At 74.9% G+C, this 25,856-nt stretch carries 20 protein-coding genes; 15 read left to right on the forward strand and 5 right to left on the reverse strand.

All coding sequences use genetic code 11. The features are described 5' to 3' along the window. Window positions 1-2: 2 nt before the first annotated feature. Window positions 3-1,025, reverse strand: coding sequence for a putative F420-0 ABC transporter substrate-binding protein (locus tag CBP52_RS02610; protein WP_094179705.1), 1,023 nt, complete (start codon window positions 1,023-1,025; stop codon window positions 3-5). A 260-nt stretch (window positions 1,026-1,285) separates the two neighbouring features. On the opposite strand from CBP52_RS02610, the gene CBP52_RS02615 reads away from it, so the two are divergent. From CBP52_RS02615 to CBP52_RS02625, 3 genes are all read left to right on the forward strand, one after another. Beyond that, window positions 1,286-2,041 (forward strand): SDR family oxidoreductase, encoded by a 756-nt coding sequence (locus CBP52_RS02615; protein WP_094179706.1) that lies wholly within the window; start codon window positions 1,286-1,288, stop codon window positions 2,039-2,041. Between the two features lie 88 nt (window positions 2,042-2,129). Then, the gene (locus CBP52_RS02620; protein WP_094179707.1) at window positions 2,130-4,031 is read left to right on the forward strand and encodes an ABC transporter ATP-binding protein; all 1,902 of its coding nucleotides are present in this window, start codon (window positions 2,130-2,132) and stop codon (window positions 4,029-4,031) included. After that, the gene (locus CBP52_RS02625) at window positions 4,028-5,881 is read left to right on the forward strand and encodes an ABC transporter ATP-binding protein (RefSeq protein ID WP_094182082.1); all 1,854 of its coding nucleotides are present in this window, start codon (window positions 4,028-4,030) and stop codon (window positions 5,879-5,881) included. Before CBP52_RS02620 ends, CBP52_RS02625 begins: the two co-directional genes overlap by 4 nt. 25 nt (window positions 5,882-5,906) lie before the next feature. Here CBP52_RS02625 and CBP52_RS02630 read toward each other — a convergent pair whose 3' ends face one another. Beyond that, the gene (locus CBP52_RS02630; protein WP_094179708.1) at window positions 5,907-6,659 is read right to left on the reverse strand and encodes a MerR family transcriptional regulator; all 753 of its coding nucleotides are present in this window, start codon (window positions 6,657-6,659) and stop codon (window positions 5,907-5,909) included. Between the two features lie 126 nt (window positions 6,660-6,785). Further along, a complete protein-coding gene (locus CBP52_RS02635) occupies window positions 6,786-7,445 on the reverse strand; it encodes an HAD hydrolase-like protein (protein ID WP_094182083.1) in 660 nt (219 codons plus the stop codon). Between the two features lie 130 nt (window positions 7,446-7,575). On the opposite strand from CBP52_RS02635, the gene CBP52_RS02640 reads away from it, so the two are divergent. Then, window positions 7,576-8,577 carry a phosphotransferase gene (locus tag CBP52_RS02640; RefSeq protein ID WP_157732483.1) on the forward strand — a complete coding sequence of 334 codons (1,002 nt, stop codon included), beginning with the start codon at window positions 7,576-7,578 and terminating at the stop codon, window positions 8,575-8,577. 7 nt (window positions 8,578-8,584) lie between these two features. Here the strand turns inward: CBP52_RS02640 and CBP52_RS02645 are convergent, their stop codons facing one another. Continuing rightward, window positions 8,585-9,334: an HAD hydrolase-like protein gene (locus CBP52_RS02645; protein WP_094182084.1), complete on the reverse strand. Its 750-nt coding sequence runs from the start codon at window positions 9,332-9,334 to the stop codon at window positions 8,585-8,587. Window positions 9,335-9,663: 329 nt separating this feature from the next. Between CBP52_RS02645 and ileS the strand changes: the two genes are divergently transcribed. After that, window positions 9,664-12,960, forward strand: coding sequence for an isoleucine--tRNA ligase (gene ileS / locus CBP52_RS02650; protein ID WP_094179710.1), 3,297 nt, complete (start codon window positions 9,664-9,666; stop codon window positions 12,958-12,960). 48 nt (window positions 12,961-13,008) lie between these two features. Here the strand turns inward: ileS and CBP52_RS02655 are convergent, their stop codons facing one another. Further along, entirely contained in the window at window positions 13,009-14,100 is a 1,092-nt protein-coding gene (locus tag CBP52_RS02655; protein ID WP_157732484.1) for a hypothetical protein, read from the reverse strand. Window positions 14,101-14,230: 130 nt separating this feature from the next. Between CBP52_RS02655 and CBP52_RS02660 the strand changes: the two genes are divergently transcribed. The 10 genes from CBP52_RS02660 (at window position 14,231) to CBP52_RS02705 (ending at window position 25,814) form a co-directional block, all read left to right on the forward strand. Then, window positions 14,231-15,625: a folylpolyglutamate synthase/dihydrofolate synthase family protein gene (locus tag CBP52_RS02660; RefSeq protein WP_094179712.1), complete on the forward strand. Its 1,395-nt coding sequence runs from the start codon at window positions 14,231-14,233 to the stop codon at window positions 15,623-15,625. Between the two features lie 188 nt (window positions 15,626-15,813). Next, the gene (gene dhaK, locus CBP52_RS02665) at window positions 15,814-16,809 is read left to right on the forward strand and encodes a dihydroxyacetone kinase subunit DhaK (protein WP_094179713.1); all 996 of its coding nucleotides are present in this window, start codon (window positions 15,814-15,816) and stop codon (window positions 16,807-16,809) included. A gap of 55 nt (window positions 16,810-16,864) precedes the next feature. Next, the gene (gene dhaL / locus CBP52_RS02670) at window positions 16,865-17,506 is read left to right on the forward strand and encodes a dihydroxyacetone kinase subunit DhaL (RefSeq protein ID WP_094179714.1); all 642 of its coding nucleotides are present in this window, start codon (window positions 16,865-16,867) and stop codon (window positions 17,504-17,506) included. Continuing rightward, window positions 17,503-18,267 carry a dihydroxyacetone kinase phosphoryl donor subunit DhaM gene (gene dhaM / locus CBP52_RS02675; RefSeq protein ID WP_232514625.1) on the forward strand — a complete coding sequence of 255 codons (765 nt, stop codon included), beginning with the start codon at window positions 17,503-17,505 and terminating at the stop codon, window positions 18,265-18,267. The genes dhaL and dhaM overlap by 4 nt, the downstream gene beginning before the upstream one ends. Before the next feature lie 64 nt (window positions 18,268-18,331). Further along, window positions 18,332-18,994, forward strand: coding sequence for a TetR/AcrR family transcriptional regulator (locus tag CBP52_RS02680; protein ID WP_094179715.1), 663 nt, complete (start codon window positions 18,332-18,334; stop codon window positions 18,992-18,994). Window positions 18,995-19,077: 83 nt separating this feature from the next. Next, complete coding sequence (locus tag CBP52_RS02685; RefSeq protein WP_094179716.1) at window positions 19,078-20,775, forward strand: MDR family MFS transporter; 1,698 nt, start codon at window positions 19,078-19,080, stop codon at window positions 20,773-20,775. Continuing rightward, window positions 20,772-21,191 carry a DUF4233 domain-containing protein gene (locus tag CBP52_RS02690; RefSeq protein ID WP_094179717.1) on the forward strand — a complete coding sequence of 140 codons (420 nt, stop codon included), beginning with the start codon at window positions 20,772-20,774 and terminating at the stop codon, window positions 21,189-21,191. The genes CBP52_RS02685 and CBP52_RS02690 overlap by 4 nt, the downstream gene beginning before the upstream one ends. 110 nt (window positions 21,192-21,301) lie before the next feature. Then, a complete protein-coding gene (gene ndk, locus CBP52_RS02695) occupies window positions 21,302-21,727 on the forward strand; it encodes a nucleoside-diphosphate kinase (protein ID WP_094179718.1) in 426 nt (141 codons plus the stop codon). A 97-nt stretch (window positions 21,728-21,824) separates the two neighbouring features. Next, complete coding sequence (smc, locus tag CBP52_RS02700) at window positions 21,825-25,388, forward strand: chromosome segregation protein SMC (protein ID WP_094179719.1); 3,564 nt, start codon at window positions 21,825-21,827, stop codon at window positions 25,386-25,388. Window positions 25,389-25,478: 90 nt separating this feature from the next. After that, entirely contained in the window at window positions 25,479-25,814 is a 336-nt protein-coding gene (locus CBP52_RS02705; RefSeq protein ID WP_094179720.1) for a hypothetical protein, read from the forward strand. The last annotated feature ends 42 nt before the right edge of the window (window positions 25,815-25,856 follow it).

A 25,856-nucleotide genomic window follows, 5' to 3' on the forward strand; every position in this document is an offset into this window, starting at 1 on the left:
GGTCAGCCCAGGCCCAGGGCGCGCGCCTGCTCGACGATCGACGCGACGGTGTCGGCGTTGCGCACGCCCGCCTCGCTCGCGGCGAACGGCACGACGACGTAGCGCTCCTGCTGCACGGCCTGCAGCGCGGCGGTGGCCGGGTTCGCGGCGAGCGCGGCCTTCTTGTCCGCGGCGGTGTTCCACGTCGAGTCGACGAGCACCAGCACGTCGGGGTCGGCCGCGACGACCTGCTCCCAGCCGACCGACGTCCACGTGTCGTGCACGTCGGCGAACACGTTGGTCAGCCCCGCGGCGTCGAGCAGCATCGCGGGCGCGCCGATGCCCGCGCCGACGAACGGGGTGTCGGTGCCGGACGACCACCACACGACGCTCGCGCCGTCGAGCGGGTCGACGCCGTCGAGCGTGGCCTGCTGCGCGGCGACCACCTGCTCGGCGGCCTCGGGCTCGCCGAGCAGGGCGCCCGCCTCGCGGATCTCGGCGAACACGTCGTCGAACGTGAGCGGGTCGGGCTGGTAGCCGGGCTCCTTGCACGCCGACGGTGCGACGTACGTGGCGATGCCGTGGCCGGTGAGCGTGTCGCGCTCCCCGACTCCGTCCGCGGAGAAGTTCGACTCCCACCCGCCGACGACGAGGTCCGGCTCGGCGGCGAGCAGCGCCTCCTGCCCGGGCACCTTGTCGGACAGGACGGGCACGTCGGCGAGGGCGGGCGCGAGGTCCTCGGGCGGCGGGCCGTCCGAGAACGCGGTCCCGACGAGGCGGTCGGCCGCCCCGAGCGCCGCGACGAGCTCGGTGGTCGACGACTTGATCGTCACGATGCGCTGCGGAGCGGTGTCGAGCGTCACCTCGGTGCCGCAGTTGTCGACGGTGACGGGGTACGACGACGCGGGAGAGGCGTCGGCGGTCGTCGTGCCGGCCGCCGAGCCCGGGCGGTCGCCGTCGGAGGCGATGGAGCACCCGGCGAGCAGCAGCGGTGCGACGAGGACGGCGCTCGCGAGCCGGCGACGAGGACGGGCGGGCGTGGGCATGGGGCTCCTCCGGTGGGCGACACGCCGCGCACGCCGTCGGGCGCGGGCCAAGGGGTGCCGGCGCACGTCGCGCCGTGGAGGACCGTCCCAGTCGAGGGCGGTGCGACCTGGCCGAACGTCCGGCCGGGTTCCGCCGAAACCCTAAGGACCAGCGGGCCGCGCACGCAAACGTCGCGTGCACGGGGCGCCCCGCGCGTCGTAGCGTGCGACCGACCGCTCGCAGCGCCGACCGCGGACCGATACCGACACCAGGAGCCAGCATGACCAGCACCCCCCGCCGCGCCGTCGTCACGGGCGCGTCGTCCGGCATCGGCGCGGCGACCGTCCGCCGTCTGCGCGCACAGGGGTGGGACGTCGTCGCGACCGCGCGCCGCGCGGACCGGCTGGCGGCCCTCGCGGACGCGACGGGCGCCGAGACGTTCGTGGCCGACGTGACCTCGGACGACGACGTCGCGGCGCTCGTCGAGCACGTGCGCGCGACCGGGGGCCTCGACGCCGTGGTCAACAACGCGGGCGGCGCGTTCGGGCTCGACCCGGTCGAGTCGGGCGACCTCGCGCAGTGGCGCGCGATGTACGAGCTCAACGTGCTCGGCACGCTGCGGGTCACCCAGGGTCTGCTGCCGCTGCTGCGGGAGCGCGGCGCGGGTGACGTGGTCGTCGTGACGTCGACCGCGGCGCACGGCGCGTACCCGGGCGGCGCGGGGTACACCGGTGCGAAGTCCGCCGAGCACCTGCTCGCCCAGACGCTGCGGTGGGAGATCGTCGGCCAGCCGGTCCGCGTCATCGAGATCGCCCCGGGCGCGGTCGCGACCGAGGAGTTCTCGCTCGTGCGGTTCGACGGGGACGCCGAGCGTGCCGCGGCGGTGTACGAGGGGTACCAGCCGCTCGTGGCCGACGACGTCGCGGACACCATCGCGTGGTCGCTGTCGCGGCCGGCGCACGTCAACGTCGACCTGCTGGTCGTGCGGCCGCGCGCGCAGGCGAACAACACGACGACGGCGCGCACGGGCGTCTGACCGGAGCCGGTCCGCGGGCGCACGCCCGCCCCGTGAGACGACGACGCCCCCGGGTGGGCTCGTCGGCGGGCGGACGTAGTGTGACGGGATGCCCCCCGGACGTCCCTCGCGCAGCGTGCTCCTGCGCCTCGTGCACTGGGGTCGGCCGGCGGTCCCGCGCATCGTCGTGGGCGGGCTCACGGCGCTCGGTGCGAGCCTGCTCGCGCTCGCGGTGCCGCAGGTGCTGCGCTCGGTGGTCAACGGGCCGCTGCTCACGGACGGGTCGCGGACGGCGGTCGTCGAGGCCGCCGGGCTGGTGCTCGCGCTGGGCGTGCTCGAGGCGTTCCTGGTGTGGTGCCGGCGGACGCTGATCCTCACACCGGGCACGGGCGTCGAGCTCACGATGCGGCGCGACCTGTTCCGCCACCTGCTCGACCTGCCGGTCGAGTTCCACGACCGCTGGTCGGGCGGGCAGCTGCTGTCGCGCTCGATGAGCGACCTGTCGGTCATCCGACGCTGGATGGTGTTCGGCCTCGTCATGCTGTGCGTGAGCGCGACGACCGTGGTGGTCGGCGTCGGTCTCATGATCGCGACGGCGCCCGTGCTGGGCCTGGTCTACCTCGCGGGTGCGGTGCCGGTCGTCTGGCTCGGGTTCCGGTTCCGGCAGGACTACAAGGTGGTCGCGCGCCGCGCGCGCGACCAGGCGGGCGACCTCGCGACGACGGTCGAGGAGTCGGTGCACGGCATCCGGGTGCTCAAGGCGTTCGGCCGCGGCGAGGACGCGCTCGGTGACTTCGTGCGGCAGGCCGACGAGCTGCGCGCGACCGAGGTCGCCAAGGCCCGCACGCAGTCACGCGTGACGTTCGCGCTGGGTGCGATCCCGGAGGCGGTGCTCGCGGTGTCCCTCGCGGTCGGTGTGCCCCTCGCCGCGGCGGGCCGCGTGTCGGTCGGTGCGCTCGTCGCGTTCTTCGCGACCGCGGCGATCGTCAACGCGCCCGTCGAGCGGCTCGGCAACCTGCTCGCGATGACGCTCGACGCGCGTGCCGCGACCGAGCGGTTCGTGCAGGTGGTCGACACCGTCCCGACGGTGCGTGACCCGCAGGCCCCGGTCGCGCTGCCGCCCCGCCCGGCCGGCGGCTCGCTCGTGGAGCTCGACGGCGTGCACTTCGCGCACCCGGCGCGCGGGTCGGGGCCGGTCGGGGAGGTCCTCGCGGGCGTCGACCTGCGCCTCGAGCCCGGGACGACGACCGCGCTGGTCGGCCTGACCGGCAGCGGCAAGACGACGCTGCTGCAGCTCGTCCCACGGTTGTACGACGTGACGGCCGGCGCGGTGCGCGTCGACGGCGTCGACGTGCGGGACCTCACCCGCGCCCAGCTGCGCGCGGCGGTGTCCGTCGCGTTCGAGGACCCGATCCTGTTCTCCGCGTCGGTGCGCGAGAACGTGCTGCTCGGCACGCCCGCCGACCTGCCCGCCGAGGAGGCGGAGGACCTGCTGCAGGGCTCGCTCGACGTCGCGCGCGCGGGCTTCGCCCGCGACCTTCCCGACGGGCTCGCCACGGTCATCGGCGAGGAGGGCCTGAGCCTGTCCGGCGGGCAGCGTCAGCGCGTGGCGCTCGCTCGCGCGATCGCCGTGCGCCCCCGCGTGCTGCTGCTCGACGACCCGCTGTCCGCGCTCGACGTGAGCACGGAGGCGCAGGTCACCGCGCGCCTGCGGGAGGTGCTCGCGGGCACGACGACGCTCGTCGTCGCGCACCGTCCGTCGACGGTCGCGCTCGCGGACCGCGTCGCCGTGCTCGAGGACGGCCGGATCACGGGCGTGGGCACGCACGCCGAGCTGCTCGCGACGCACGCGCACTACCGGTACGTGCTCACGGCCCAGGAGGCGGTGGACGACGCGGCGCGCGCGGCGGACCGCAGGGCGCAGGACGCGGACGTGCGCGAGGACGAGGAGCGCACGGCCGACGAGGCCGCCGACGAGGCCGCTGACGAGTGGGTCGAGACCGCGCGATGACGGCACCCACGACCCACGGGGCGCCCGCGAGCCCGCCGCCCGCGAGCCCGGCGCCCGCGGACGCGGCGTCCGACGAGGCGCTCGAGGACCCGCGCGTCGTCCGCCGCCGCTCGCTCGGGCTGCTCGGCTCGCTGCTGCGCCCGGTGGCGCGACCCGCGTGGTGGACGGTCGCGCTCGTCGTCCTCGCGCAGCTCGCGGCGGTCGCCGGGCCCGCGCTCGTCGCCTACGGCATCGACTCGGCGCTGCCTGCCCTCGCGGACGACGGTGACGCGCGTCCGCTCGTCGTCGCAGCGGGCGTGTACCTGGTGCTCGCGGTCGGGGGAGGCCTGCTCTCCGCGCAGGTGGTGCGCGCGTCCGCGCGCGTGAGCCAGGCGGTGCTGCTGGACCTGCGCGGCCGGCTGTTCCGGCACACGCAGCGCCTGAGCCTGGAGTTCCACGAGCGCTACACCTCGGGCCGGATCATCTCCCGGCAGACGTCGGACACGGACGCGTTGCGCGAGCTCCTCGACGGCGGTGTCACCACGCTCGCGTCGTCCGGGCTCGCGATGGTGCTCACCGCGACGTCGCTCGCGCTGCTCGACTGGCGCAGCGGCCTGGTGCTGCTGGTCGCGGTGGTCCCGGGCGTGGTGCTCACGCGGTGGTTCCAGCTGCGCTCGCAGCGCCAGTACCGCCTCAACCGGACCGCCGCCGCGCGCGTGATCGTGCGGTTCGTGGAGACCATGACGGGCATCCGCGCGGTGCAGGCGTTCCGTCGTGAGGAGGCGGCCGGGCACGTGTACGGCGCGGAGGCCGAGGTCTACCGCCGCACGACGGCCGACGCGATCCGCGTCAACGGCGTGTTCGACACGGGGCTGACGCTGATCGGGAACGTCACGGTCGCGGGGGTGCTGCTGGTCGGCGGCCTGCGTGTGCTCGACGACGGGCTGGACGTGGGGGTGCTGGTGGCCGCGGTGCTGTACGCGCGGCGGTTCTTCCAGCCGCTGCAGCAGATCGGGATGTTCTACAACTCGTTCCAGTCGGCGACCGCGGCGCTCGAGAAGCTCTCGGCGCTCCTCGCGCAGGAGCCGTCGGTGCCCGACCCGCAGCACCCCGTCGCGCTGCGTGAGGTGCGCGGCGACGTGCGGTTCAGGGGTGTCGAGTTCGGCTACGGCGACGGGCCGGGCGTGCTGCCCGCGCTCGACCTGCACGTGCCGGCGGGGCAGTCGCTCGCGCTCGTCGGCGAGACGGGCGCGGGCAAGTCCACGGTCGCGAAGCTGCTCGCGCGGTTCTACGACGTGCGGGCGGGAGCGGTGCTGCTCGACGGGGTCGACGTGCGCGACGTCGCGCCCGGCGACCTGCGCCGAGCGGTCGTCATGGTGACGCAGGAGGCGTACCTGTTCTCCGGGTCGGTCGCCGCGAACATCGCGCTCGGCCGTCCGGGCGCGTCGCGCGCTCAGGTCGAGGCGGCGGCGCGTGCCGTCGGCGTGCACGAGCTCGTGGCGTCGCTCCCGGACGGGTACGACACGCTCGTCGACAAGCGCGGCGGGCGGCTGTCGGCGGGGCAGCGCCAGCTCGTCGCGTTCGCGCGCGCGTTCCTGGCCGACCCGGCCGTGCTGATCCTCGACGAGGCGACCAGCTCGCTCGACGTCCCCGGTGAGGCGCTCGTGCAGCGCGGCCTGCGCACGCTGCTCGCGGGTCGCACGGCCGTGGTGATCGCGCACCGGCTGTCGACCGTCATGGGCTCGGACCGGGTGCTCGTCGTCGACGGCGGGCGCGTCGTCGAGGACGGTGCCCCGGCCGACCTCGCGACGGCGGGCGGCCGGTTCGCCGAGCTGTACGACGACTGGCAGGCCACGCTGCGCACGCCGTAGCACCCGAGCGCGCGCGGCGGGGCGTTCAGCGTGACGCGGCCCAGGCATGCAGGGCATCGCGCACGAACGCGGCGCCCTGCGGGCCGCCGTAGGTCGCGCCGAACCGCTCGTCGGCCACGTAGAGCTCGGCCAGGCCCAGCACGTACTCGACCGGGGCGCCCGTGCCGTGGCCCGGCGTGCCGGGGATGGACGTGAGCCACGCGACGTGGCGGACGGCGAGCGCCTGCGCCTCGTCGGACGCGGGGTCGGTGCCCGTGGCGGCGGCCGCGGCCCAGTCGGCGGCGAGCCGCGCGGTGCGCGCCTGCCACCCCTTCTTCTCGTCGTCGGGCATCCCTCGCCACCACGCGTCCGAGGTCGCGTACGCGTCGGCGCCCCAGCGCTGCTCGACCTCGTCCTTGTACTGCGTGTGGTCGAACCCGTCGAACATCTCCTCGGCCATCACAGGCCCTCCTTCCTCTCGTGCGGTGATCGTCCGCTCGACCGAGGCGACGAGCCGCTCCAGCCGGCGCTGCTCGTCGCGCAGCCAGGCGAGGTGGCGCCGCAGCGCGACGACCTCGTCCTGCTCGCGGTCCAGGACCCGACCGATCTCGGTGAGCCCCAGGCCGAGCCGGCGCAGGAGCAGGATGCGTTGCAGCCGGACGAGCGCGGCGTCGTCGTACCAGCGGTGGCCGCCTGCGGCGACCCGGCTCGGCGGCAGCAGGCCGACCGCGTCGTAGTGCCGCAGCGTGCGGCTCGTCGTGCCCGTCAGGCGCGCGACCTCCTGGATCGACGCCTCCATCGCTCCTCCTTCGTGCGGTCGTCGTGCTGTCGTGCGGACGAGATCCACGGTAGGAGTTGACGCCGCGTCAAGATCAAGCGAGGAGGTCGGGGTGCGTCCGAGCGGTTCGCCCGGCGCTCGACCCCGTCACGCCGTCGGCCTGAGCCCCACGAGCCCGAGCGCCGCGGCGACGAGCGCGGCGGGGGAGTCCACGACGGCCCGCGCGCCCGCGCCCTCGAGCTCCGCGCGGTCGCCGAAGCCCCACAGCACGCCGACGCAGGGCAGCCCGTTCTCCCGGGCGCCCTCGACGTCGTGCTCGCGGTCGCCCACCATCACGGCGCGCACGTCCGGCCCGAGCGACGCCACGGCCCGCGCGATGATCTGGCCCTTGGTGTCGCTCTCGTCGTCGGGTGCGCCGAACACGCCGTCCAGCAGGGGAGCCAGGCCCAGGTGCTCCAGGACCGGGACCGCGAACGTGTGCGGCTTGGCGGTCGCGACGACGAGCCGCGCCCCGGCGGCCCGCAGCCCGGCCAGCGCCCGCGGCACCCCGTCGAACACGTGGGCCATGAGGTTCCCGCGCTCGGCGAACGCGCGCTGGTAACCGGCGACGACCGCGTCGTGCAGCTCGGGCGGGACGCCCACGCGCCGCGCGGAGTCGTGGATGGGCGGGCCGATGAACGAGCGCAGCACCGCGTCGTCGGGCGGGACCAGCCCGACGCCGCGGAACCCCGCGCGCAGGGAGTCGACCACCCCGTCACCGGAGTCGATGAGCGTCCCGTCGAGGTCCAGCAGCACGGCAGCAGTCACCCGCAGATCCTGCCACCGCTCGGCGGGCGCCCTGTCCGCCGTGGCCCGTCCGCCCGCCGTGAGGCTGATGTGTCGCGATGGGCACGTGGCGGCAACCTCGGCGCAACACCCGCTGCCTAGCGTGCAGCACGTGACGACCACCGCCGTCCGCGACCGCGTGCGTGACGACTTCGGGCTCGAGGTCGAGACCCTCGAACCGGTGACCACGCACGCCACCGCCCGGCTGTGGCGTGCGACGGTCGGGCCGAGCCGGTACGCCGTGCGGTGGACGTCGACGACGAGCGCGGCCGCGCAGGTCGCGCTCGCGCTGGCGCGCACGCTCCCGCAGCGCCCGCAGGAGCTCCTGCCGGCACCGGCGACGTTCGCGCCGCCGCTGCTCACCCGGCGCGGGGCGCCCGCGGCCGACCACGACGGCGGGCGGCTGTCCGTCACGCTGTGGCTCGACGGCCCGACCGGCCGGGACGTGCCGCTGACGCCGCCGCAGTGGACCGCGTTCGGTCGGCTCGTCGCGCGGGTGCACGCGCTCGCGCCGACGAGCGTGCCCGGGCTGACGCGCGAGTCGTTCGACCCGACGGAGCGGCTCGCGCGCACAACCGAGATCGACGACGAGGTCGCGCGCACGCTGCGGGGCGAGCGGGACGCCGCCGCCCGGGCCGCCGCCGAGACGTGGCGTGCGGCGGGTCCGCGCATCGCCGCCGTGCGCGCCCGCGCGGTGCGGACGGGCCACCGGCTGCGCGACCAGGGCCGCGACGTCCCGCTCGTCGTCTGCCACGCGGACGCCCACGTGGGGCACGTGGTCGCGACGGGGCCGCGGGACGTCGCGCTGCTGGACTGGGAGCACGCCTGCGTGGCACCCGCCGAGCAGGACCTGATGTTCGTGCTCGGGGGAGTGCTGCCGGGGCTGCGCGTGACGGTCGAGCAGTCGGCCGCGTTCCTGACGGGCTACGGCCGCGTGGACATCGACGAGGACCGGCTCGCGTACGCGCGGTGCGTCCGCGCGCTGCAGGACCTCACGGCGACCGCGGCGACCGCGCTCGACCGCGACGCGCCCCGCGCGCGTCGCGTCGCGGCGCTCGCGGACCTCGGTGCGCACGTGGGGCCCGACGGCGGTCTCGCCGCCGCGCTCGAGTGACGCCGGGTCAGGCCGGTGTGCGGGCGAGCAGCTCCAGCGCGGCGCGCGGCAGGTCGTCGGTCTCGTCGACGAGCGCGTCCGCCTCGGCGAGCTCGCCCGGCTCGGCGTAGCCCCAGGTGACGCCGAGGCACGGCACCCCGTTCGCGTGCGCGCCGACGACGTCGTGGCTGCGGTCGCCGACCATGACCGCGGGCCCGTGGCCCGGCACGCTCGCGAGCGCGGCGGCCACGACGAGCGCCTTGCTGCTCGGCACGTCGTCCGGCGGGGCGCCGAACACACCGTCGACCAGCGCGTCGATCCCGAGGTACGCGCACACCGGGTCCGCCCGGACCTGCGGCTTGGACGTGGCCACCAGGAGCGTGCAGCCCGCCGCGCGCAGCGCCCGCAGCGCGTCGAGGACACCCGGGTACGCGCGCGTCTCGCGCAGCGCGCCCGCGTCGTAGTGCGCGCGGTACGCGGCGAGCGCGGCCGGGACCAGGTCCTCGGGTACGCCGTGCGCGCGCAGGCTGTCCTGCAGGGGCGGTCCGACGAACGAGCGCAGCGCCGCCGCCGAGGGCACCGGCAGCCCGAGCGAGCCGTACGCGGCGGCGACGCTCGCGGTGATGCCGGGCGCCGACTCGCTGAGCGTCCCGTCGAGGTCGAGCAGCACCACGGGCGCGGCCGACGGGTCGGTCGTGGTCGGCGTCGCGGTCGGCGTCGTGGTCGGCAGGGTGGTCGGCAGGGTGGTCGGCAGGGTCGCGTGCGTGGTCACGTGCATGGTCACGCGCAGGACTATGCCGTAAGGCCGTGTGCGGCCCTGGGCTACCCTGGGCGGACAGGCACCGATCCGGCCATCACCGGGGAGCCTCCGGAAGAACGGGTCGCCACGCTCGCGCGGCGGCCTCACTAGAACCGGACGGGTAGGCCCGTCACAGCCGTCACGAGTGGTCGACGCGCCGTCGCCGCCGGGCTCAGGCCGGCGAGGACGACGAGCCGGCAAGTGAGGTGGTACCGCGGTGGTCCGGCCGGTCCGGGCGATCGTCCTCGCAGCCGACGCGACGCACGCACCTGCCGAACCAGCACGTGCCGACCACAGGAGACGCCCCGGTGACCGATCGTCACTACCCGTTGCACCGCGACGAGCCCGTCGCGCCCTCGCCCGACCTGCCCGCGCTCGAGCGCGAGGTGCTCGCGCACTGGGCGGCCGACGGCACGTTCCAGGCCTCGATCGACCAGCGGGACGCGGGCGAGGACGGCAGCAACGAGTTCGTCTTCTACGACGGTCCGCCGTTCGCCAACGGCCTGCCGCACTACGGGCACCTGCTGACGGGGTACGCGAAGGACGTCGTGCCGCGCTACCAGACCATGCGGGGCCGCCGCGTGGAGCGCCGGTTCGGCTGGGACACGCACGGGCTGCCCGCGGAGCTCGAGGCGCAGCGCCTCCTGGGCATCAAGGACAAGGCCCAGATCGAGGAGATGGGCATCGCGGCGTTCAACGCGGCGTGCCGTGAGTCGGTCCTGAAGTACACCCAGGAGTGGCGCGAGTACGTGACGCGGCAGGCCCGGTGGGTGGACTTCGACAACGACTACAAGACGCTCGACGTGTCGTTCATGGAGTCCGTGATCTGGGGCTTCAAGCAGCTGTTCGACAAGGGGCTGGCGTACGAGGGCTACCGCGTCCTGCCGTACTGCTGGGTCGACGAGACGCCGCTGTCGAACCACGAGCTGCGCATGGACGACGACGTGTACGCGAGCCGGCAGGACCCGGCGCTCACCGTGGGCGTGCGGCTCGAGACCGGTGAGCTCGCGCTGATCTGGACGACGACGCCGTGGACGCTGCCGAGCAACCTGGCGGTCGCGGTCGGTCCGGACGTGGAGTACGTGACGGTCGAGCCCGCGCCGGACTCGCCGTTCGGCCAGGCGCACCCCGGCGAGCGCGTGCTGCTCGCGGCGCCCCGCCTCGCCGCGTACGCGCGCGAGCTCGGCGAGGCCACCGTGGTCGCCACGACCCTGGGCCGCGACCTCGCCGGCCGGCGCTACACGCCGCCGTTCGACTACTTCGTCGGCCACGAGAACGCGCACCAGGTGCTGGTCGCGGACTTCGTGACGACCGAGGACGGCTCGGGCCTGGTGCACCTCGCGCCCGCGTTCGGCGAGGACGACATGGCGGCGTGCGACGCGGCGGGCATCGCCGCGGTCGTGCCGGTCGACGACGGCGGCCGGTTCACCGCGCTCGTCGGCGACTACGCGGGTCAGCAGGTGTTCGACGCGAACAAGCCGATCATCGCGGACCTCAAGGCGGGCACGGGTCCCCTCGCGCGCGTCGCGGAGCAGCAGCGCGCGCTCGTCGTGCGGCACGAGACGTACGAGCACTCCTACCCGCACTGCTGGCGCTGCCGGAACCCGCTGATCTACAAGGCGGTCTCGTCGTGGTTCGTGCGGGTCACGGACTTCCGTGACCGGATGGTCGAGCTCAACCAGGAGATCTCCTGGACCCCCGAGCACATCAAGGACGGCCAGTTCGGCAAGTGGCTCGCGGGTGCGCGCGACTGGTCGATCAGCCGCAACCGGTACTGGGGGACGCCGATCCCGGTGTGGGTCTCGGACGACCCGACGTACCCGCGCGTGGACGCGTACGGCTCGCTCGCGGAGCTCGAGCGCGACTTCGGCCGCGTGCCGACCAACGAGCAGGGCGAGCCCGACCTGCACCGCCCGTACATCGACGAGCTGACCCGCCCGAACCCGGACGACCCGACGGGCGCCTCGACCATGCGTCGCATCCCCGACGTGCTGGACGTGTGGTTCGACTCGGGCTCGATGCCGTTCGCGCAGGTGCACTACCCGTTCGAGAACCGCGACTGGTTCGAGCACCACTACCCGGGCGACTTCATCGTCGAGTACATCGGGCAGACCCGCGGCTGGTTCTACACGCTGCACGTGCTCGCCACGGCGATCTTCGACCGGCCGTCGTTCCGCGACGTCATGTGCCACGGGATCGTGCTCGGCGACGACGGCCGCAAGGCGTCGAAGTCGCTGCGCAACTTCCCGGACCCGGTCGAGATGTGGGACGTCTACGGCTCCGACGCGGTGCGCTGGTCGCTCATGTCGAGCACGATCCTGCGCGGCGGGAACCTCATCGTCGCGGAGGAGGGCATCCGCGACGGCGTGCGCCAGGTGCTGCTGCCGCTGTGGAGCACGTACTACTTCTTCACGCTGTACGCGGGCGCCGCGAACGGCGGTGCCGGGCTGACGGCGCGGCTCGTCGACGCGCAGAGCACCGCGTCGCTGAGCACCGCGGACCGTGACCTGCTGGCGCGCACGCGCGAGCTCGTCGTGACGGTCACCGAGCGGCTCGACGCGTACGACCCGCCGGGGGCGTGCGAGGCGGTGCGCCAGCACCTCGACGTGCTGACCAACTGGTACGTGCGCACGCAGCGGCAGCGGTTCTGGGACGAGGACGTCGCGGCGTTCGACACGCTGTTCACCGCGCTCGAGACGCTCACGCGCGTCATGGCCCCGCTCGCGCCGCTGGTCACGGAGGAGATCTGGCGCGGCCTGACGGGTGGGCGCAGCGTGCACCTGACCGACTGGCCGACGCCCGCCGCGATCGTCACGAACCCGGGCCCCGGCGCGTCGACCGTCACGGACGACTCGGCCGCGACCGGCGCGGAGTTCACGGACGCGGAGCTCGTCGCCGCCATGGACCGGGTGCGCGAGATCGTGTCGACCACGCTCGGGCTGCGCAAGGCGAGCGGCCTGCGCGTGCGTCAGCCGCTGCGCGAGCTGCGCGTCGCGATCCCGTTCCCGCGCCTCGCGCTGCCGTTCACCGACCTCATCGCGTCCGAGGTGAACGTCAAGAGCGTCGTCGTGCACTCGGTCGACGATGCGGCGGCCTCCGAGTTCGGTGTCTGGACGCGGCTCGACGTCAACGCGCGCGCGGCCGGCCCGCGCCTCGGCAAGGCCGTGCAAGGCGTCATCCGCGCGGCGAAGGCGGGGGACTGGGAGCAGACGGCCGACGGGGTCGTCGTGCGGACGCCCGAGGGGGACGTGCCGCTGCTCGAGACGGAGTACAAGCTCGTCGCCGCGGTGCGGGACGAGGAGGGCGACGAGGTCGCGGCCGCCGTGCTGCCCGAGCGCGGGTTCGTCGTGCTCGACATCGCGCTCGACGACGCGCTGCGCGCCGAGGGCTACGCGCGCGACGTGGTGCGTGCCGTGCAGGACGCCCGCAAGGCGGCCGGGCTGCACGTCGCGGACCGGATCGCGCTGTCGCTCACGGTCCCGGGGGAGCACGTCGCGGACGTCGAGGCGCACCGCGACTTCGTGGCGGACGAGACGCTCGCGGTCGAGCTGACGGTGACGGCCGGGGCGGCGCTCGACGTCGCGGTCGCGAAGCGCCAGGTCTGACACCCGACGACGGCGCGGTGCCCACGAGGCCCGCGCCGTCGTCGCGTCTCAGTCGATCGTCGAGCCCGAGCGGACGAACGCCTTGCCCAGGTAGAAGACGCTGCGGAACTTGTACGTCCAGAACCGGGCGCCGGTGTTCTTGGTGACGGTCGAGTCGGTGATCGTGAGCGTGCCCGTGCGGTCGTTGCTCACGTAGAACACGCCGGGGCCGCCCTCGGGCGCGACGTTCCGCTGGATCGTGGAGCGCTCGATCGTCACCGACTGCCGCGTGCCGTCGAAGTACACCGCGCCGCCGTTGCCGCCCTGCCCGCTGGACGCGCCCGAGCCGGTCGCGGTGTTGCCCGTGAACGTCGAGTCGCGGATCAGGAGCGGGGCCTGCAGCGACGACACGGCGCCGCCGTTCGCGCACGCGTTGTCCGTGAACGTCGACTCGAGGACCCGCGCGGACTCCTTCTGGCCGACGACGCGGATCGCGCCACCACCCGCGTCGGGGTGCTGCTGCACGCAGCGGTTGTCGCGGAACGTCGCGCGCTGCACGGTGAGCCGCCCACCGCGCATCGCGATCGCGCCGCCGCCACCCCCGCCACCCACGGACGCCTTTCCCGCGGGCGTGCGGCTCGCGTCGCCGCGCGTGAACGTGATGTCCTTGACCAGCACGTACGGCGTGGTCTGCGTGTCGCAGCGGCTGTCGATCCAGCCGAACGACTCCTCGCACGTGTTGGCGTACAGGATCCCGCGCGCGCCCTGCCCGGACAGCGTGACCTTGCCGCCGCCGTCGAGCACGAGCTGCTGGACGACCTTCGCCTTCGGGTCCTGCCAGGGGTGCCGGCACGTCGTGGTGTTGCACACGAACAGCGTGCGGTCCAGGGCGATCGTGACGTCCTTCGGCCCGCAGTCGAACCGCACGGTCCCGCCCGACTTCACGGCGTACGCGAGCGCGGCGGGCGTGCACGACGCGGGCGTGCCGGTGCCGACCACCTTCACCACGCCGGACGTGCCGGGGGTCGCGGCGGACGCGGGCGCGGCGAGCCCCGCGGCGCCGACGAGCGCGGTGGCGACGACGAGCGCGGTGGCGCCGACGAGCGCGGCGGCGCGGGCGCGGCGCACGCGGTGGGCCGACGCGCGGGGGTCGAGGGTCATCCGCCGACCGTAGCCGCTGCGTGCCGCGCCCGGAACGGCCGGACGGACGACGGGGGCGGGCCGCACGGCACAATGGCCGCATGACCTCTCGCGCCGCCCTCGTCGTCCGCCACGTCCCCGGGACGGTCCGATGAGCCCCGCCGACCGCGCTCGTCGCGAGGCCGACGGCCGCGCCGCCGAGCGGGCGCGCGCCGCGCGCGAGGAGGCCGACGCGGTCTACCGCGAGATCCTGCGCCGCACGCCCGAGCACGAGCTCGACCCGTCGTTCCGCCGCGTGCAGGAGGTGTGCGAGCTGCTGGGCGACCCGCAGCGCGCCTACCGCGTCGTTCACCTCACGGGGACCAACGGCAAGACGTCGACGAGCCGGATGGTCGAGCGGCTGCTGCGCGAGCACGGCCTGCGCACCGGGCGGTTCACGAGCCCGCACCTCACGCGCGTCAACGAGCGCATCGCCGTGGACGGCGAGCCGATCGACGACGAGACGTTCGTCGCGACGTACCGCGACGTGCTCCCGTACGTCGAGATGGTCGACGCGCGCTCGGCCGAGCGCGGCGAGCCGCAGCTGTCGTTCTTCGAGGTGTTCGTGGTCATGGCGTTCGCGGCGTTCGCGGACGCCCCGGTCGACGTCGCGGTCGTCGAGGTCGGCATGGGCGGCTCGTGGGACGCGACGAACGTCGCGGACGGCGAGGTCGCGGTCATCACTCCCGTCGGGATGGACCACGAGCGGTGGCTCGGCGACACGCTCGTCGAGATCGCCGAGGTCAAGGCGGGCATCGTCAAGGACGGCGCCACCCTCGTGCTCGCGGAGCAGGACGAACAGGTCGAGGGCGTCGTGCTCGCGGTGGCGGCGGAGCGGGGCGCGCGCGTCGTGCGTGAGGGCGTCGACATCGCGGTCGTCGAGCGGCAGGTCGCCGTGGGCGGGCAGATGCTCACGCTGCGCGGGCTGGGCGGGGTGTACGCCGACGTGTTCCTGCCGCTGCACGGCGAGTTCCAGGCGCACAACGCGCTGCTCGCGCTCGTCGCGACGGAGGCGCTGCTGACCGGCGGGGGAGCGCTCGACGGGGACGTCGTCGGCGCCGCGTTCGCGGACGCGACGTCGCCCGGGCGCCTCGAGGTGGTCCGGTCCAGCCCCACGGTGCTGGTCGACGGCGCGCACAACCCGGCGGGCGCCCTGGCGCTCGTCTCCTCGCTCGACGAGGCGTTCGCGTTCCAGCGGGTGGTCGGAGTCGTCGGTGTCATGGCAGACAAGGACCCCGAGGCCATCCTGTCGGTGCTCGAGCCGGAGCTCGCCGAGGTGGTCGTCACGCAGGCCGGCACGTCGCGCGCGATGCCCGCGGACGAGCTCGCCGAGATCGCGGTCGACGTGTTCGGCGAGGACCGTGTCCACGTGGTCGAACGCCTCGACGACGCGGTGGCGCTCGCGGTCGAGCGTGCCGAGTCGGAGGTCGAGCGCGGCGCCGCGGTGCTCGTGACGGGGTCGATCCTGCTCGTGGCCGAGGCGCGCATCCTGCTCGGCCGCGACTGACGGGCCGTCCGCCGCAGGCGCCCGGGAGGTCGGCCGGAGGCCGGCCCGCACGTCGCTGCACAAACGTGCACGGCTCGTGCACGCCCGCCACTTGCCGCGGTGCGGGCGCGACGCGAGGGTGAGGGACGAGCAGGGGCGTGGCCGGCACCGGTGCCTGACGCGGTGCCCAGGACAGGAGGAGAGCGCGAGTGAAGAAGCTCATCAACGACCCGGCACACGTGGTCAGCGAGACGCTCGACGGGTTCGGCGCCGCGCACGCGGACGTCGTCGCGGTCCACCACGACCCGGATCACGTCACGCGCGCCGGCGGTGCGGTGCCCGGCAAGGTCGGGCTCGTCAGCGGCGGCGGCAGCGGGCACGAGCCGCTGCACGCGGGCTTCGTGGGCGTCGGGATGCTCGACGCGGCGGTTCCCGGGGCGGTGTTCACGAGCCCGACGCCCGACCAGATCCTCCCGGCCCTCCAGGCCGCCGACGGCGGCGCGGGCGTGCTCGCGATCGTGAAGAACTACACGGGCGACGTGCTGAACTTCGAGACCGCCGTCGAGCTCGCCGAGGCCGAGGACGTCGCGGTGCGCACGGTCGTCGTCGACGACGACGTCGCGGTGCAGGACTCGCTCTACACGGCCGGCCGGCGCGGGGTCGCGGGCACGGTCGCCGTCGAGAAGATCGCGGGCGCGGCGGCCGAGCGCGGCGACGACCTCGACGCGGTCGAGGCGGTCGCGCGCAAGGTCGTCGCGAACGTGCGCTCGATGGGCGTCGCCCTGACGGCGTGCACGGTCCCGCACGCGGGCAAGCCGTCGTTCGACCTGCCCGAGGACGAGATCGAGATCGGCATCGGCATCCACGGCGAGCCCGGCCGCCGGCGCATCCCGCTCGCGAGCGCGGACGAGATCACGCAGATGCTGCTCGCACCGGTCGCCGACGACCTCGGCCTCGCGTCCGGCGAGGACGTCCTGCTGCTCGTCAACGGCATGGGCGGCACGCCCGCGTCCGAGCTGTACATCGTGTACCGCAAGGCGCGCGAGCTGCTCGAGGCGCGGGGCGTGAACGTCACGCGCTCCCTCGTCGGGAACTACGTGACGTCCCTGGAGATGCAGGGCGCGTCGGTCACGGTGCTGCGGCTCGACGACGAGCTCACCACCCTCTGGGACGCCCCGGTGCACACCACCGCCCTGCGTTGGTGACCGCGCGACATGCGCGAGGATGGCACGGGGCAGGGTCCGACCCGGAGGAGGTGGCATGGCGCTGGACGTGGCGTGGGCCGTGGACTGGGCGCGCGAGAGCGCTCGGACGGTCGTCGAGCATCGTGACGAGCTGGTCGAGCTCGACCGGCAGATCGGCGACGGTGACCACGGCGAGAACCTGAAGCGCGGGTTCACGGCCGTGGTGGGCAAGCTCGACGCGCTCGGCGAGCCGCCCGCCACCGTGGGGGACGTGCTCAAGCTCGTGGCGACCACGCTCATGTCGACCGTCGGTGGCGCCGCGGGCCCGCTGTACGGGACCGCCTACCTGCGCGCCGCCAAGGCCGCCGGCGTCGCCGCGCTCGACGCGGCGGGCGTGGTCGCGCTCGTCGAGGCCGCCCTCGACGGCGTGGTCGCGCGCGGCAAGGCCACGACGGGGGAGAAGACGATGGTGGACGCCTGGTCGCCCGCTGCCGAGGCGGCCGCGGCGGCCGCCGCCGAGGGGGACGACCCGGTCGCGGTGCTCACCGCCGCGGCGCGCGCCGCCGCCGCGGGCGCGCAGTCCACCGTGCCGCTCGTGGCGACCAAGGGCCGCGCGAGCTACCTGGGCGAGCGCTCGGCCGGTCACCTCGACCCCGGCGCACGCTCGACGCAGCTCCTGCTCGAGGCCGCGGTCGCGGCGGCGGGTGGTGCGTCGTGACGACGGTGCCCGACGGGTCCCGCGACGAGCGCACGCCCGCGGCGGTCGCCCTCGTCCTGGTCTCGCACTCCGAGCCGCTCGCGGAGGGCGCCGCCGAGCTCGCGCGCCAGATGGCGCCGGGCGTGCTCGTCGTCCCCGCGGGTGGGCTCGAGGACGGCGGCCTGGGCACGGACTTCGCGCGCGTGGAGGCCGCGCTGGTGCGCGCGGCGCAGGACGGTCGGTCGGTCGTCGTGCTCGCGGACCTCGGCTCGGCGGTGCTGACCACCGAGGCGGTGCTCGAGCTCGCGGACCCGGACCTCGCGGCGCGCGTGCGGGTGGCCGACGGCCCGTTCGTCGAGGGCGCCGTCGCGGCGGCCGTCACGGCGCACGGCGGCGCCGACCTGGCCGGCGTGCTCGCGTCCGTCGCGCACGCCGGATCGATCTTCGGCCCCTTGCGGGCCGCACCCGACACCCCAGGAGGACCCGTGCCCGAGATCGTCGACGCCTCGCCGCAGGTCGATCCCGGCGTGGTGCGCGCGACGCGGACGTTGCTCAACCCGCTCGGCCTGCACGCGCGGCCCGCCGCGGTGGTCGCCCGGATGCTCGCGGGCTACGACGCGACCGTGTCGGTCAACGGGGTGAACGCGGCGAGCGTCCTGGAGCTCATGAAGCTCGGTGCGACGCAGGGTGCCGAGCTGCACGTCGAGGCGACCGGGCCGCAGGCGCAGGACGCGGTCGCGGCGCTCACCGAGGCGATCGACGCGGGGTTCGGCGAGATCTGACCGCGTGACGCACGTCGCAGAAAATACATCGGGTGCAAAGTTGCAGTCGATGTAACGTTGACGCGTGATCGAGACGCGTCCCGCTGCCCCCGTGCAGCCCGAGCCCTCCGACGAGGGGCTGCGCGCGCGCAAGAAGCGCGCGCGGCGCGAGGCGCTCATCGACGCCACCCACCGCCTCGTCGAGCGTGACGGGATCGACGCGGTCACCGTCGAAGCGATCTGCGAGGCCGCGGGCGTCTCCGCCCGCACGTTCTTCAACTACTTCGAGTCCAAGGACGACGCGGTGCTGGGCCACGCGCCGTGGGTCCTGTCGACCCCCGCGACCGGCACCTTCGTCGACGGAGGGCCCACCGGCGACCTGCTGACCGACCTGCAGGAGCTGCTCGCGGACGCGATGCGCCACCCGCCCATGGGGCAGGAGCGCTTCCTGCGCACCCTCGAGCTCGCGTCGCGCGACCCGCGGCTGCTCTCCCGGCACATCGCGTGGGTCGAGGCGCACCGCACCCAGATGGCCGAGCTCGTCACCGAGCGTCTCGCGACCGTGGACGCCGGACGGGACGGCTCAGCGGCAGCGGTCGACCCCGACGTGGTCGCGTCGCTCGCGCTGTTCCTCGTCCACTCCACCGCGATGCGCTGGGAGGCGGCAGGGCCCGAGACGGACCCCCGCGAGCACCTCGCGGCGATCGTCGGCGGCGTGCGCGCGCTCGTCGGACCCGCCGTCCCGTGACCCAGGCGGCCCCTGAGGCGCCCGGCACCAGATCTCCCGGACCGTCCCCCGGCCCGGGCCGTACGACCCCGAACGAGGTACCCATGGCCGTGGCCACCACGCCCGAGCAGACGGACGGCGCGCCGCTCGTCGTGCTCACCCAGCGCCGAGTCTGGCTGATCTTCGGCGCGCTCCTGGCGAGCATGTTCCTGTCCTCGCTCGACCAGTCGATCGTCGGCACCGCGATGCCGACGATCGTCGGCGAGCTCGACGGCGTCGCCCACCAGGGGTGGGTCGTCACCGCGTACATCCTGGCGATCGCTATCGTCATGCCGCTCTACGGCAAGTTCGGCGACCTGTGGGGCCGGCGTTGGCCGTTCCTCGTCGCGATCGGTCTGTTCACGCTCGCGTCCGCCGGGGCGGGGTTCGCGCAGACGTTCGGCGAGCTCGTGTTCTGGCGCGGTGTGCAGGGCCTCGGCGGTGGCGGCCTGATGATCCTGTCGCAGGCGATCATCGCGGACATCGTCCCCGCCAAGGACCGCGGGAAGTACATGGGTCCGATGGGCGCGCTGTTCGGCATCGCGGCCGTGATCGGCCCGCTGCTCGGCGGCCTGTTCACCCAGCACGCCGACTGGCGCTGGTGCTTCTGGGTCAACATCCCGATCGGCATCGCGGCGTTCGTGACGGCGTGGGTGACGCTGCGGCTGCCGTCGCACCGCTCCGAGCGCCCGGTGGACGTGGCGGGGATCGTCTTCCTCGTCGTCGCCACGTCGGGTCTCGTGCTCGCGAGCTCGTGGACGTCCTTCTCCGGCAACCGCGACTACGACTGGTCGGACCCGTGGCTCGTCGCGCTCGTCGGCGGCACGGTCCTCGCGATCGCGGCGTTCGTCGTCGTCGAGCTGCGGTTCGCCCGGGACCCGATCCTGCCCCTGCGCCTGTTCCGCAACCCGACGTTCACGATCGCCACGCTCATCGGCTTCATCCTGGGCGCGGGCATGTTCGCCGCCCTGGCGTTCCTGCCGACGTTCCTGCAGATGTCCACGGGCGTGGGCGTCACCCAGTCCGGGTTCCTGCTGCTGCCCATGATGGCGGGCGTCATGCTCACCGCGATCGGCTCCGGTGTCGCGATCACGAAGACCGGCCGCTACAAGATCTACCCGGTCGTCGGCCTGCTCGTCACCGCGCTCGGCCTGATGTGGCTCACGCGCATCACCGGCGACATGTCGCTCGTGCTGTTCGGCGCGATGATCTTCGTGCTCGGCGCCGGCATGGGCCTGGTGATGCAGACGATCGTGCTCGCGGTGCAGAACGCGGTCGACCCGCACGAGCTGGGCACCGCCACGAGCGCGAACAACTTCTTCCGCGAGATCGGCGCGGCGGTCGGCACGGCCGTCTTCTCGACGATCTTCACCACGGCGCTGTTCACCAAGCTCTCCGACGTGTTCGCCGGCGCCCCGCAGCTCGGTGCCGGCGCGTCGGACGTCACGCCGGAGGCCGTCGCGGCGCTTCCCGAGCCCTACAAGTCCGGTGTGATCGACGCGTTCGCGAGCACGCTCGCGCCGTCGTTCTGGTACTTCGTGCCGCTCGTGCTGGTCGGCCTCGTGCTCGCGCTGTTCCTCAAGGAGGTCGCGCTCTCCGACGTGGCCGGCATGGTGGCGCGCGGCGAGGCCGTGGCCGCCGACGGGTCCGGGGCGCCGTCCGCCGTGGTCGTCGACGAGCTCACGGAGCACGTGGACCTCGCGGAACAGGGGGACCTCGCGGAGCACGTCGACGACGAGCGCGCCGGTAGCCTGGGCCGGTGACGTCCCCCGCGCCGGCCGTGCGCCGCAAGCGACCCGCCAAGCCGCAGTTCACCCAGACGATCCTCGTCCTGGAGGCGTGCTGCGTGCTGTTCGCGACGCTCGTGGCGTACGGCCTGCGCGTGGCAGCCGCCCCCGTCGTGTGGGGCGTCGGCGGAGGTCTCGCACTCCTGCTGGTCCTCGCGTCGGGGCTGGTCACGCGTCGCGGCGGGTACCTCGTGGGCTGGGTCCTGCAGGGCTGGCTCGTCGCGGCCGCGATCGTCCTGCCGGCGGTCGCGCGGGACATCGCGGTGCTCGTCGCGCTCGTGTTCGTCGGCCTGTGGGTCGCGGCGCTGCGGATCGGCGGGCGCATCGACCGGGAGCGCGCCGAGTACGACGCCGCGCACCCGTTCGAACCGGGCGGTGCCGCAGCGGCCTGACCCGGCGGCCTGACCGGGCGGCCCGACGCCCGCGGACCGGACGAGACGTGACGAACACGACGTCCGGCGGGCCGGGCCCGCCCACGGGAGCCGACACTAGGGTGAGCGCCATGACCGACTCGCAGCGCACCCTCGTCCTCGTCAAGCCCGACGGCGTCGCGCGCGGCCTCGTGGGGGAGGTCCTGCGCCGGGTCGAGGCGAAGGGCTACACGCTCGTCGCGCTCGAGCTGCGCCGGGCGACGCCCGAGCTGCTCGCGGAGCACTACGCCGAGCACGCGGGCAAGCCGTTCCTGCAGCCGCTCGTCGACTTCATGCTCTCCGGCCCGGTGGTCGCGGCCGTGGTCGAGGGCCAGCGGGTCGTCGAGGGCTTCCGCTCGCTCGCGGGCGCGACCGACCCGACGGTCGCGGCCCCCGGCACGATCCGCGGCGACCTCGCGCGCGACTGGGGCCGGAAGGTCATCGAGAACATCGTGCACGGCTCGGACTCCCCGGAGTCGGCCGAGCGCGAGATCGGGCTGTGGTTCCCCGGCCTGTGACATCCCGGACGGGTCGGGCAGGGGCGAGCGCCCCGGTGCGGCCGGTTCGTCGCGCACGTCCCCGGCTCGGGACCGCGGTCCACCTACACTCGCGGACGTGCACCTCAAGACGTTGACCCTGCGCGGGTTCAAGTCGTTCGCCTCGGCGACGACGTTGAGCTTCGAGCCGGGCGTCACGTGCGTGGTCGGCCCGAACGGCTCCGGCAAGTCGAACGTCGTCGACGCGCTCGCGTGGGTCATGGGGGAGCAGGGCGCCAAGTCCCTGCGCGGCGGCAAGATGGAGGACGTCATCTTCGCGGGCACCGCGGGGCGTCCGCCGCTGGGCCGCGCCGAGGTCGCGCTGACCATCGACAACACCGACGGCGCGCTGCCGATCGAGTACACCGAGGTCACCATCAGCCGGACGCTGTTCCGCAACGGCGGCTCGGAGTACGCGATCAACGGTCAGGGCTGCCGTCTGCTCGACATCCAGGACCTGCTCTCGGACTCCGGGCTGGGCCGCGAGATGCACGTGATCGTCGGGCAGGGCCAGCTCGACGCGGTGCTGCGCGCGACGCCCGAGGAGCGGCGCGGGTTCATCGAGGAGGCCGCCGGCGTCCTCAAGCACCGCAAGCGCAAGGAGAAGGCGCTGCGCAAGCTCGACGCGATGCAGGCCAACCTCACGCGCCTGGGCGACCTCACCGCCGAGATCCGCCGTCAGCTCGGCCCGCTGGGCCGTCAGGCCGAGGTCGCGCGCAAGGCCGCCGTGGTGCAGGCCGACCTGCGGGACGCGCGGGCCCGGCTGCTCGCGGACGACCTCGCGCAGCTGACCGCCCAGCTCGAGCAGGAGATCGCCGACGAGACCGCGGTCGCGCGCCAGCGCGAGGAGGTCGAGTCGGCGCTCGCCCGCACGCGCGCCCACCTCGCGACCCTCGAGCGCGAGGCCGCCGAGGCCGCCCCGGAGCTCTCCCAGGTCAGCGAGGTCTGGTACCGGCTGTCGTCGCTGCGCGAGCGGCTGCGCGGCACCGCGTCGCTCGCGGCGGACCGGGTGCGGCTGCTGGGCGCCGCGGTGCCCGAGCGCACGGACGGGCGCGACCCCGACGACCTGGCCGCGCAGGCGGGACGCGTGCGGCAGGCCGAGGCGGAGCTCGCCGCGGAGGTGGACCTCGCGCGCGCGGCGCTCGACGCGGCGGTCGCCGCGCGGCAGGAGGTCGAGCAGCAGGCCGCGGATGCGGAGAAGGAGCTCGCGACCGCGCTGCGCGGTGCCGCGGACCGGCGTGAGGGCGTGGCCCGCCTCGCGGGTCAGGTCGCGGCGCGCCGCAGCCGCGTCGAGGCGACGCAGGCCGAGCTGGGCCGGCTCCAGGAGACCCTCGTCGCCGCCGAGCGTCGCGGTGCGGAGGCGACCGCGCGGTTCGCGGCGCTGGAGTCGCAGGTCGCGGGCGCCGAGGAGGGCGAGGAGGGCCTCGACGCCGCGCACGAGTCGGCCGCCGAGGCGCTCGAGACCGCCACCGCCCGCGTCGCCGAGGTGACGGAGGCGCTGGCCGCCGCGGAGCGTGAGCGCGCCAACCAGGAGTCGCGCGCCGAGACGCTCGAGCTGAGCCTCACGCGCAAGGACGGGGCGGGGGCGCTGCTCGCGGCGGACTCGCTGCCGGGGACGATCGGCTCGGTCGCGGCGCTGCTCGCGGTGGACCCGGCCGACGAGGAAGCGGTCGTCGCCGCGCTCGGCGCCACCGCGGACGCGGTCGCCGTCGAGTCGCTCGGGGCGGCGGTCGACGCGATCCGCTGGCTGCGCACGCAGGACGCGGGCCGCGCGAGCCTGCTCGTGGGCGGCGGGACGGCCGCGCCGCGTGACCTCCCGGCGGACCTGCCCGCGGGTGCGGTGCCCGCGGTCGACCTCGTGCGGGCGCCCGAGAACGTGCGCGGGACGGTCCACGCGCTCCTGGCCGACGTCGTCGTCGTGGACGACCTCGCGGGGGCGCGCGCGGTGCTCGCGCAGGCGCCCGGGCTCGTCGTCGCGACCCGGGCCGGTGACGTGCTGTCCGCGACCCGCGCGTCCGGCGGGTCGGCGAGCGCGCCGAGCGCGCTGCACCTGCAGGCGGCGCTCGACCAGGCCCGTCAGGCCGCGCAGGCGGCGGCCGCCGACGCCGAGCGGCTCCGGTTCGCGCTCGCCCGCGCCACGCAGGAGCGCGGCGAGGCGCGCACGCGGTACGACGAGACGCTCGAACGGCTCAACGAGTCCGACGCGCAGCTCGCGGCGGTGGCCGAGCAGCTCGGGAACCTGGGGTCCACGGCGCGTGCCGCGCGGGCGGAGGCGGAGCGCGTGCAGGCGTCGCTCGACGCGGCGTCGCGCACGCTCGAGGAGGACACCGCGCAGCTCGCCGAGCTCACGGCACGGCTCGCCGCGGCCGAGGTCGAGCCGGGGGAGAGCGAGGCGCAGATCACGCAGGGCACGGCCCGTCGTGACGCGCTGCTCGAGGCGGCGACGGCCGCGCGGCAGCGCGAGACCGAGGCCCGCCTGACCCTGCGCACGGCCGAGGAGCGTGCCCGCGCCCTCGCGGGACGCGCCGAGTCGCTCGAACGCGCGGCGCGCGCCGAGCGGGTCGCGCGCGAGCGCGCGCAGGAGCGCGAGCGCGAGCGGGCCCGGCAGGCCGCCGTGGCCGAGGCGGTGCGTGCGGGTGCGACGCGCACGCTCTCGCTGCTGGAGGGGTCCCTGCGGCGGGCGTCCGACGAGCGCGAGTCCGCCGAGGCGGCGCGGGCGCGGCGCGACGAGGCGATCGGGGCGGCGCGCGTCACGGTCGAGCAGCAGGCGGCGGAGCTCGGGCGGCTCACGGACGTCGCGCACCGGGACGAGGTGGCGCGCACGCAGCAGCGGCTGCGCATCGAGCAGCTCGAGACGCGCGCCGTCGAGGAGCTCGGCCTGGATCCCGCGGTGCTGCTGGACGAGTTCGGGCCGCACCGCGACGTGCCGGTCGTCGTCGCACCCGGCACCGAGCCGGACCCCGAGGCGCCCACGCACGTGCCGTACGTGCGCGAGCAGCAGGAGAAGCGGCTGCGCGCCGCGGAGCGCGCCCTCTCGCTCCTGGGCCGGGTCAACCCGCTCGCGCTCGAGGAGTTCGCCGCGCTCGAGGAGCGGCACAAGTTCCTCGTCGACCAGCTCGCGGACCTCAAGAAGTCCCGTGCGGACCTGCTGGAGATCGTCAAGGAGATCGACGAGCGCGTGGAGCAGGTGTTCGCCGAGGCGTACCGAGACACCGCGGCGGCGTTCGACGACGTGTTCCCGCGGCTGTTCCCGGGCGGCGAGGGCAGGCTCGTCCTGACCGACCCGGGCGACATGCTCACCACGGGCATCGAGGTCGAGGCGCGTCCCGCGGGCAAGAAGGTCAAGCGGTTGTCGCTGCTGTCCGGCGGTGAGCGCTCGCTCACCGCGGTCGCGCTCCTCGTCGCGATCTTCAAGGCCCGGCCCAGCCCGTTCTACGTCATGGACGAGGTCGAGGCGGCGCTCGACGACGCCAACCTCGGGCGGCTCCTGGAGATCTTCCGTGAGCTGCAGGAGGACTCGCAGCTCATCGTCGTGACGCACCAGAAGCGCACGATGGAGATCGCGGACGCGCTCTACGGCGTGACCATGCGCGGGGACGGCGTGACGACCGTCGTGAGCCAGCGGATGCGCGACTCCGCCTGACGCCCGGGCGGCGTGAAGATCGTGTGTGGGAAGTCGTGGGACCTCGCCCCTCGGTGAGCGGTCGCGGGTGCCCGGGGCGAGAATTGACCCGTGCTTCCCGTCATCATCGGAGTCCTCGTCGCCCTCGCCGTGGCGGGTCTCGTGCTGCTCGTCGCCAGCACGTCCGACGCCGACGAACGGCGTGACGACGAGTCACCCCTGCGGGCATTCCGCCGCGGCTGGCGGGCGCGCAAGAACCCGGCCCCGGACCAGGTGGACGCGGCCCGTGCCGCCGAGGCGGAGCCGGTCGACCTGTCGCTCGCGGACTTCCTGCGCGCGACGGCCGAGCAGGGCGAGGGCTACCTGCACGTCGACGACCTGCAGGCGGGTCTGCACCGCGCCCGCGAGAAGGCCGCGCGCGCGATCCCGCTGCGTCGGCACGGCTGACCTGGCGCTGACCCCGTGCGGCCCCGCGCCGTCCGGGAGCCG

The organism is Cellulomonas sp. PSBB021 (genome assembly GCF_002240455.1).
In the GTDB taxonomy this organism is placed as follows: domain Bacteria; phylum Actinomycetota; class Actinomycetes; order Actinomycetales; family Cellulomonadaceae; genus Cellulomonas; species Cellulomonas uda.

Bases quoted from the DNA above. Each gene is read 5' to 3' on its own strand.
- CBP52_RS02610 (WP_094179705.1), bottom strand. From the start codon at position 1,025: ATGCCCACGCCCGCCCGTCCTCGTCGCCGGCTCGCGAGCGCCGTCCTC.
- CBP52_RS02615 (WP_094179706.1), top strand. From the start codon at position 1,286: ATGACCAGCACCCCCCGCCGCGCCGTCGTCACGGGCGCGTCGTCCGGC.
- CBP52_RS02620 (WP_094179707.1), top strand. From the start codon at position 2,130: ATGCCCCCCGGACGTCCCTCGCGCAGCGTGCTCCTGCGCCTCGTGCAC.
- CBP52_RS02625 (WP_094182082.1), top strand. From the start codon at position 4,028: ATGACGGCACCCACGACCCACGGGGCGCCCGCGAGCCCGCCGCCCGCG.
- CBP52_RS02630 (WP_094179708.1), bottom strand. From the start codon at position 6,659: ATGGAGGCGTCGATCCAGGAGGTCGCGCGCCTGACGGGCACGACGAGC.
- CBP52_RS02645 (WP_094182084.1), bottom strand. From the start codon at position 9,334: ATGCACGTGACCACGCACGCGACCCTGCCGACCACCCTGCCGACCACC.
- CBP52_RS02655 (WP_157732484.1), bottom strand. From the start codon at position 14,100: ATGACCCTCGACCCCCGCGCGTCGGCCCACCGCGTGCGCCGCGCCCGC.
- CBP52_RS02660 (WP_094179712.1), top strand. From the start codon at position 14,231: ATGAGCCCCGCCGACCGCGCTCGTCGCGAGGCCGACGGCCGCGCCGCC.
- dhaL (WP_094179714.1), top strand. From the start codon at position 16,865: ATGGCGCTGGACGTGGCGTGGGCCGTGGACTGGGCGCGCGAGAGCGCT.
- CBP52_RS02685 (WP_094179716.1), top strand. From the start codon at position 19,078: ATGGCCGTGGCCACCACGCCCGAGCAGACGGACGGCGCGCCGCTCGTC.
- ndk (WP_094179718.1), top strand. From the start codon at position 21,302: ATGACCGACTCGCAGCGCACCCTCGTCCTCGTCAAGCCCGACGGCGTC.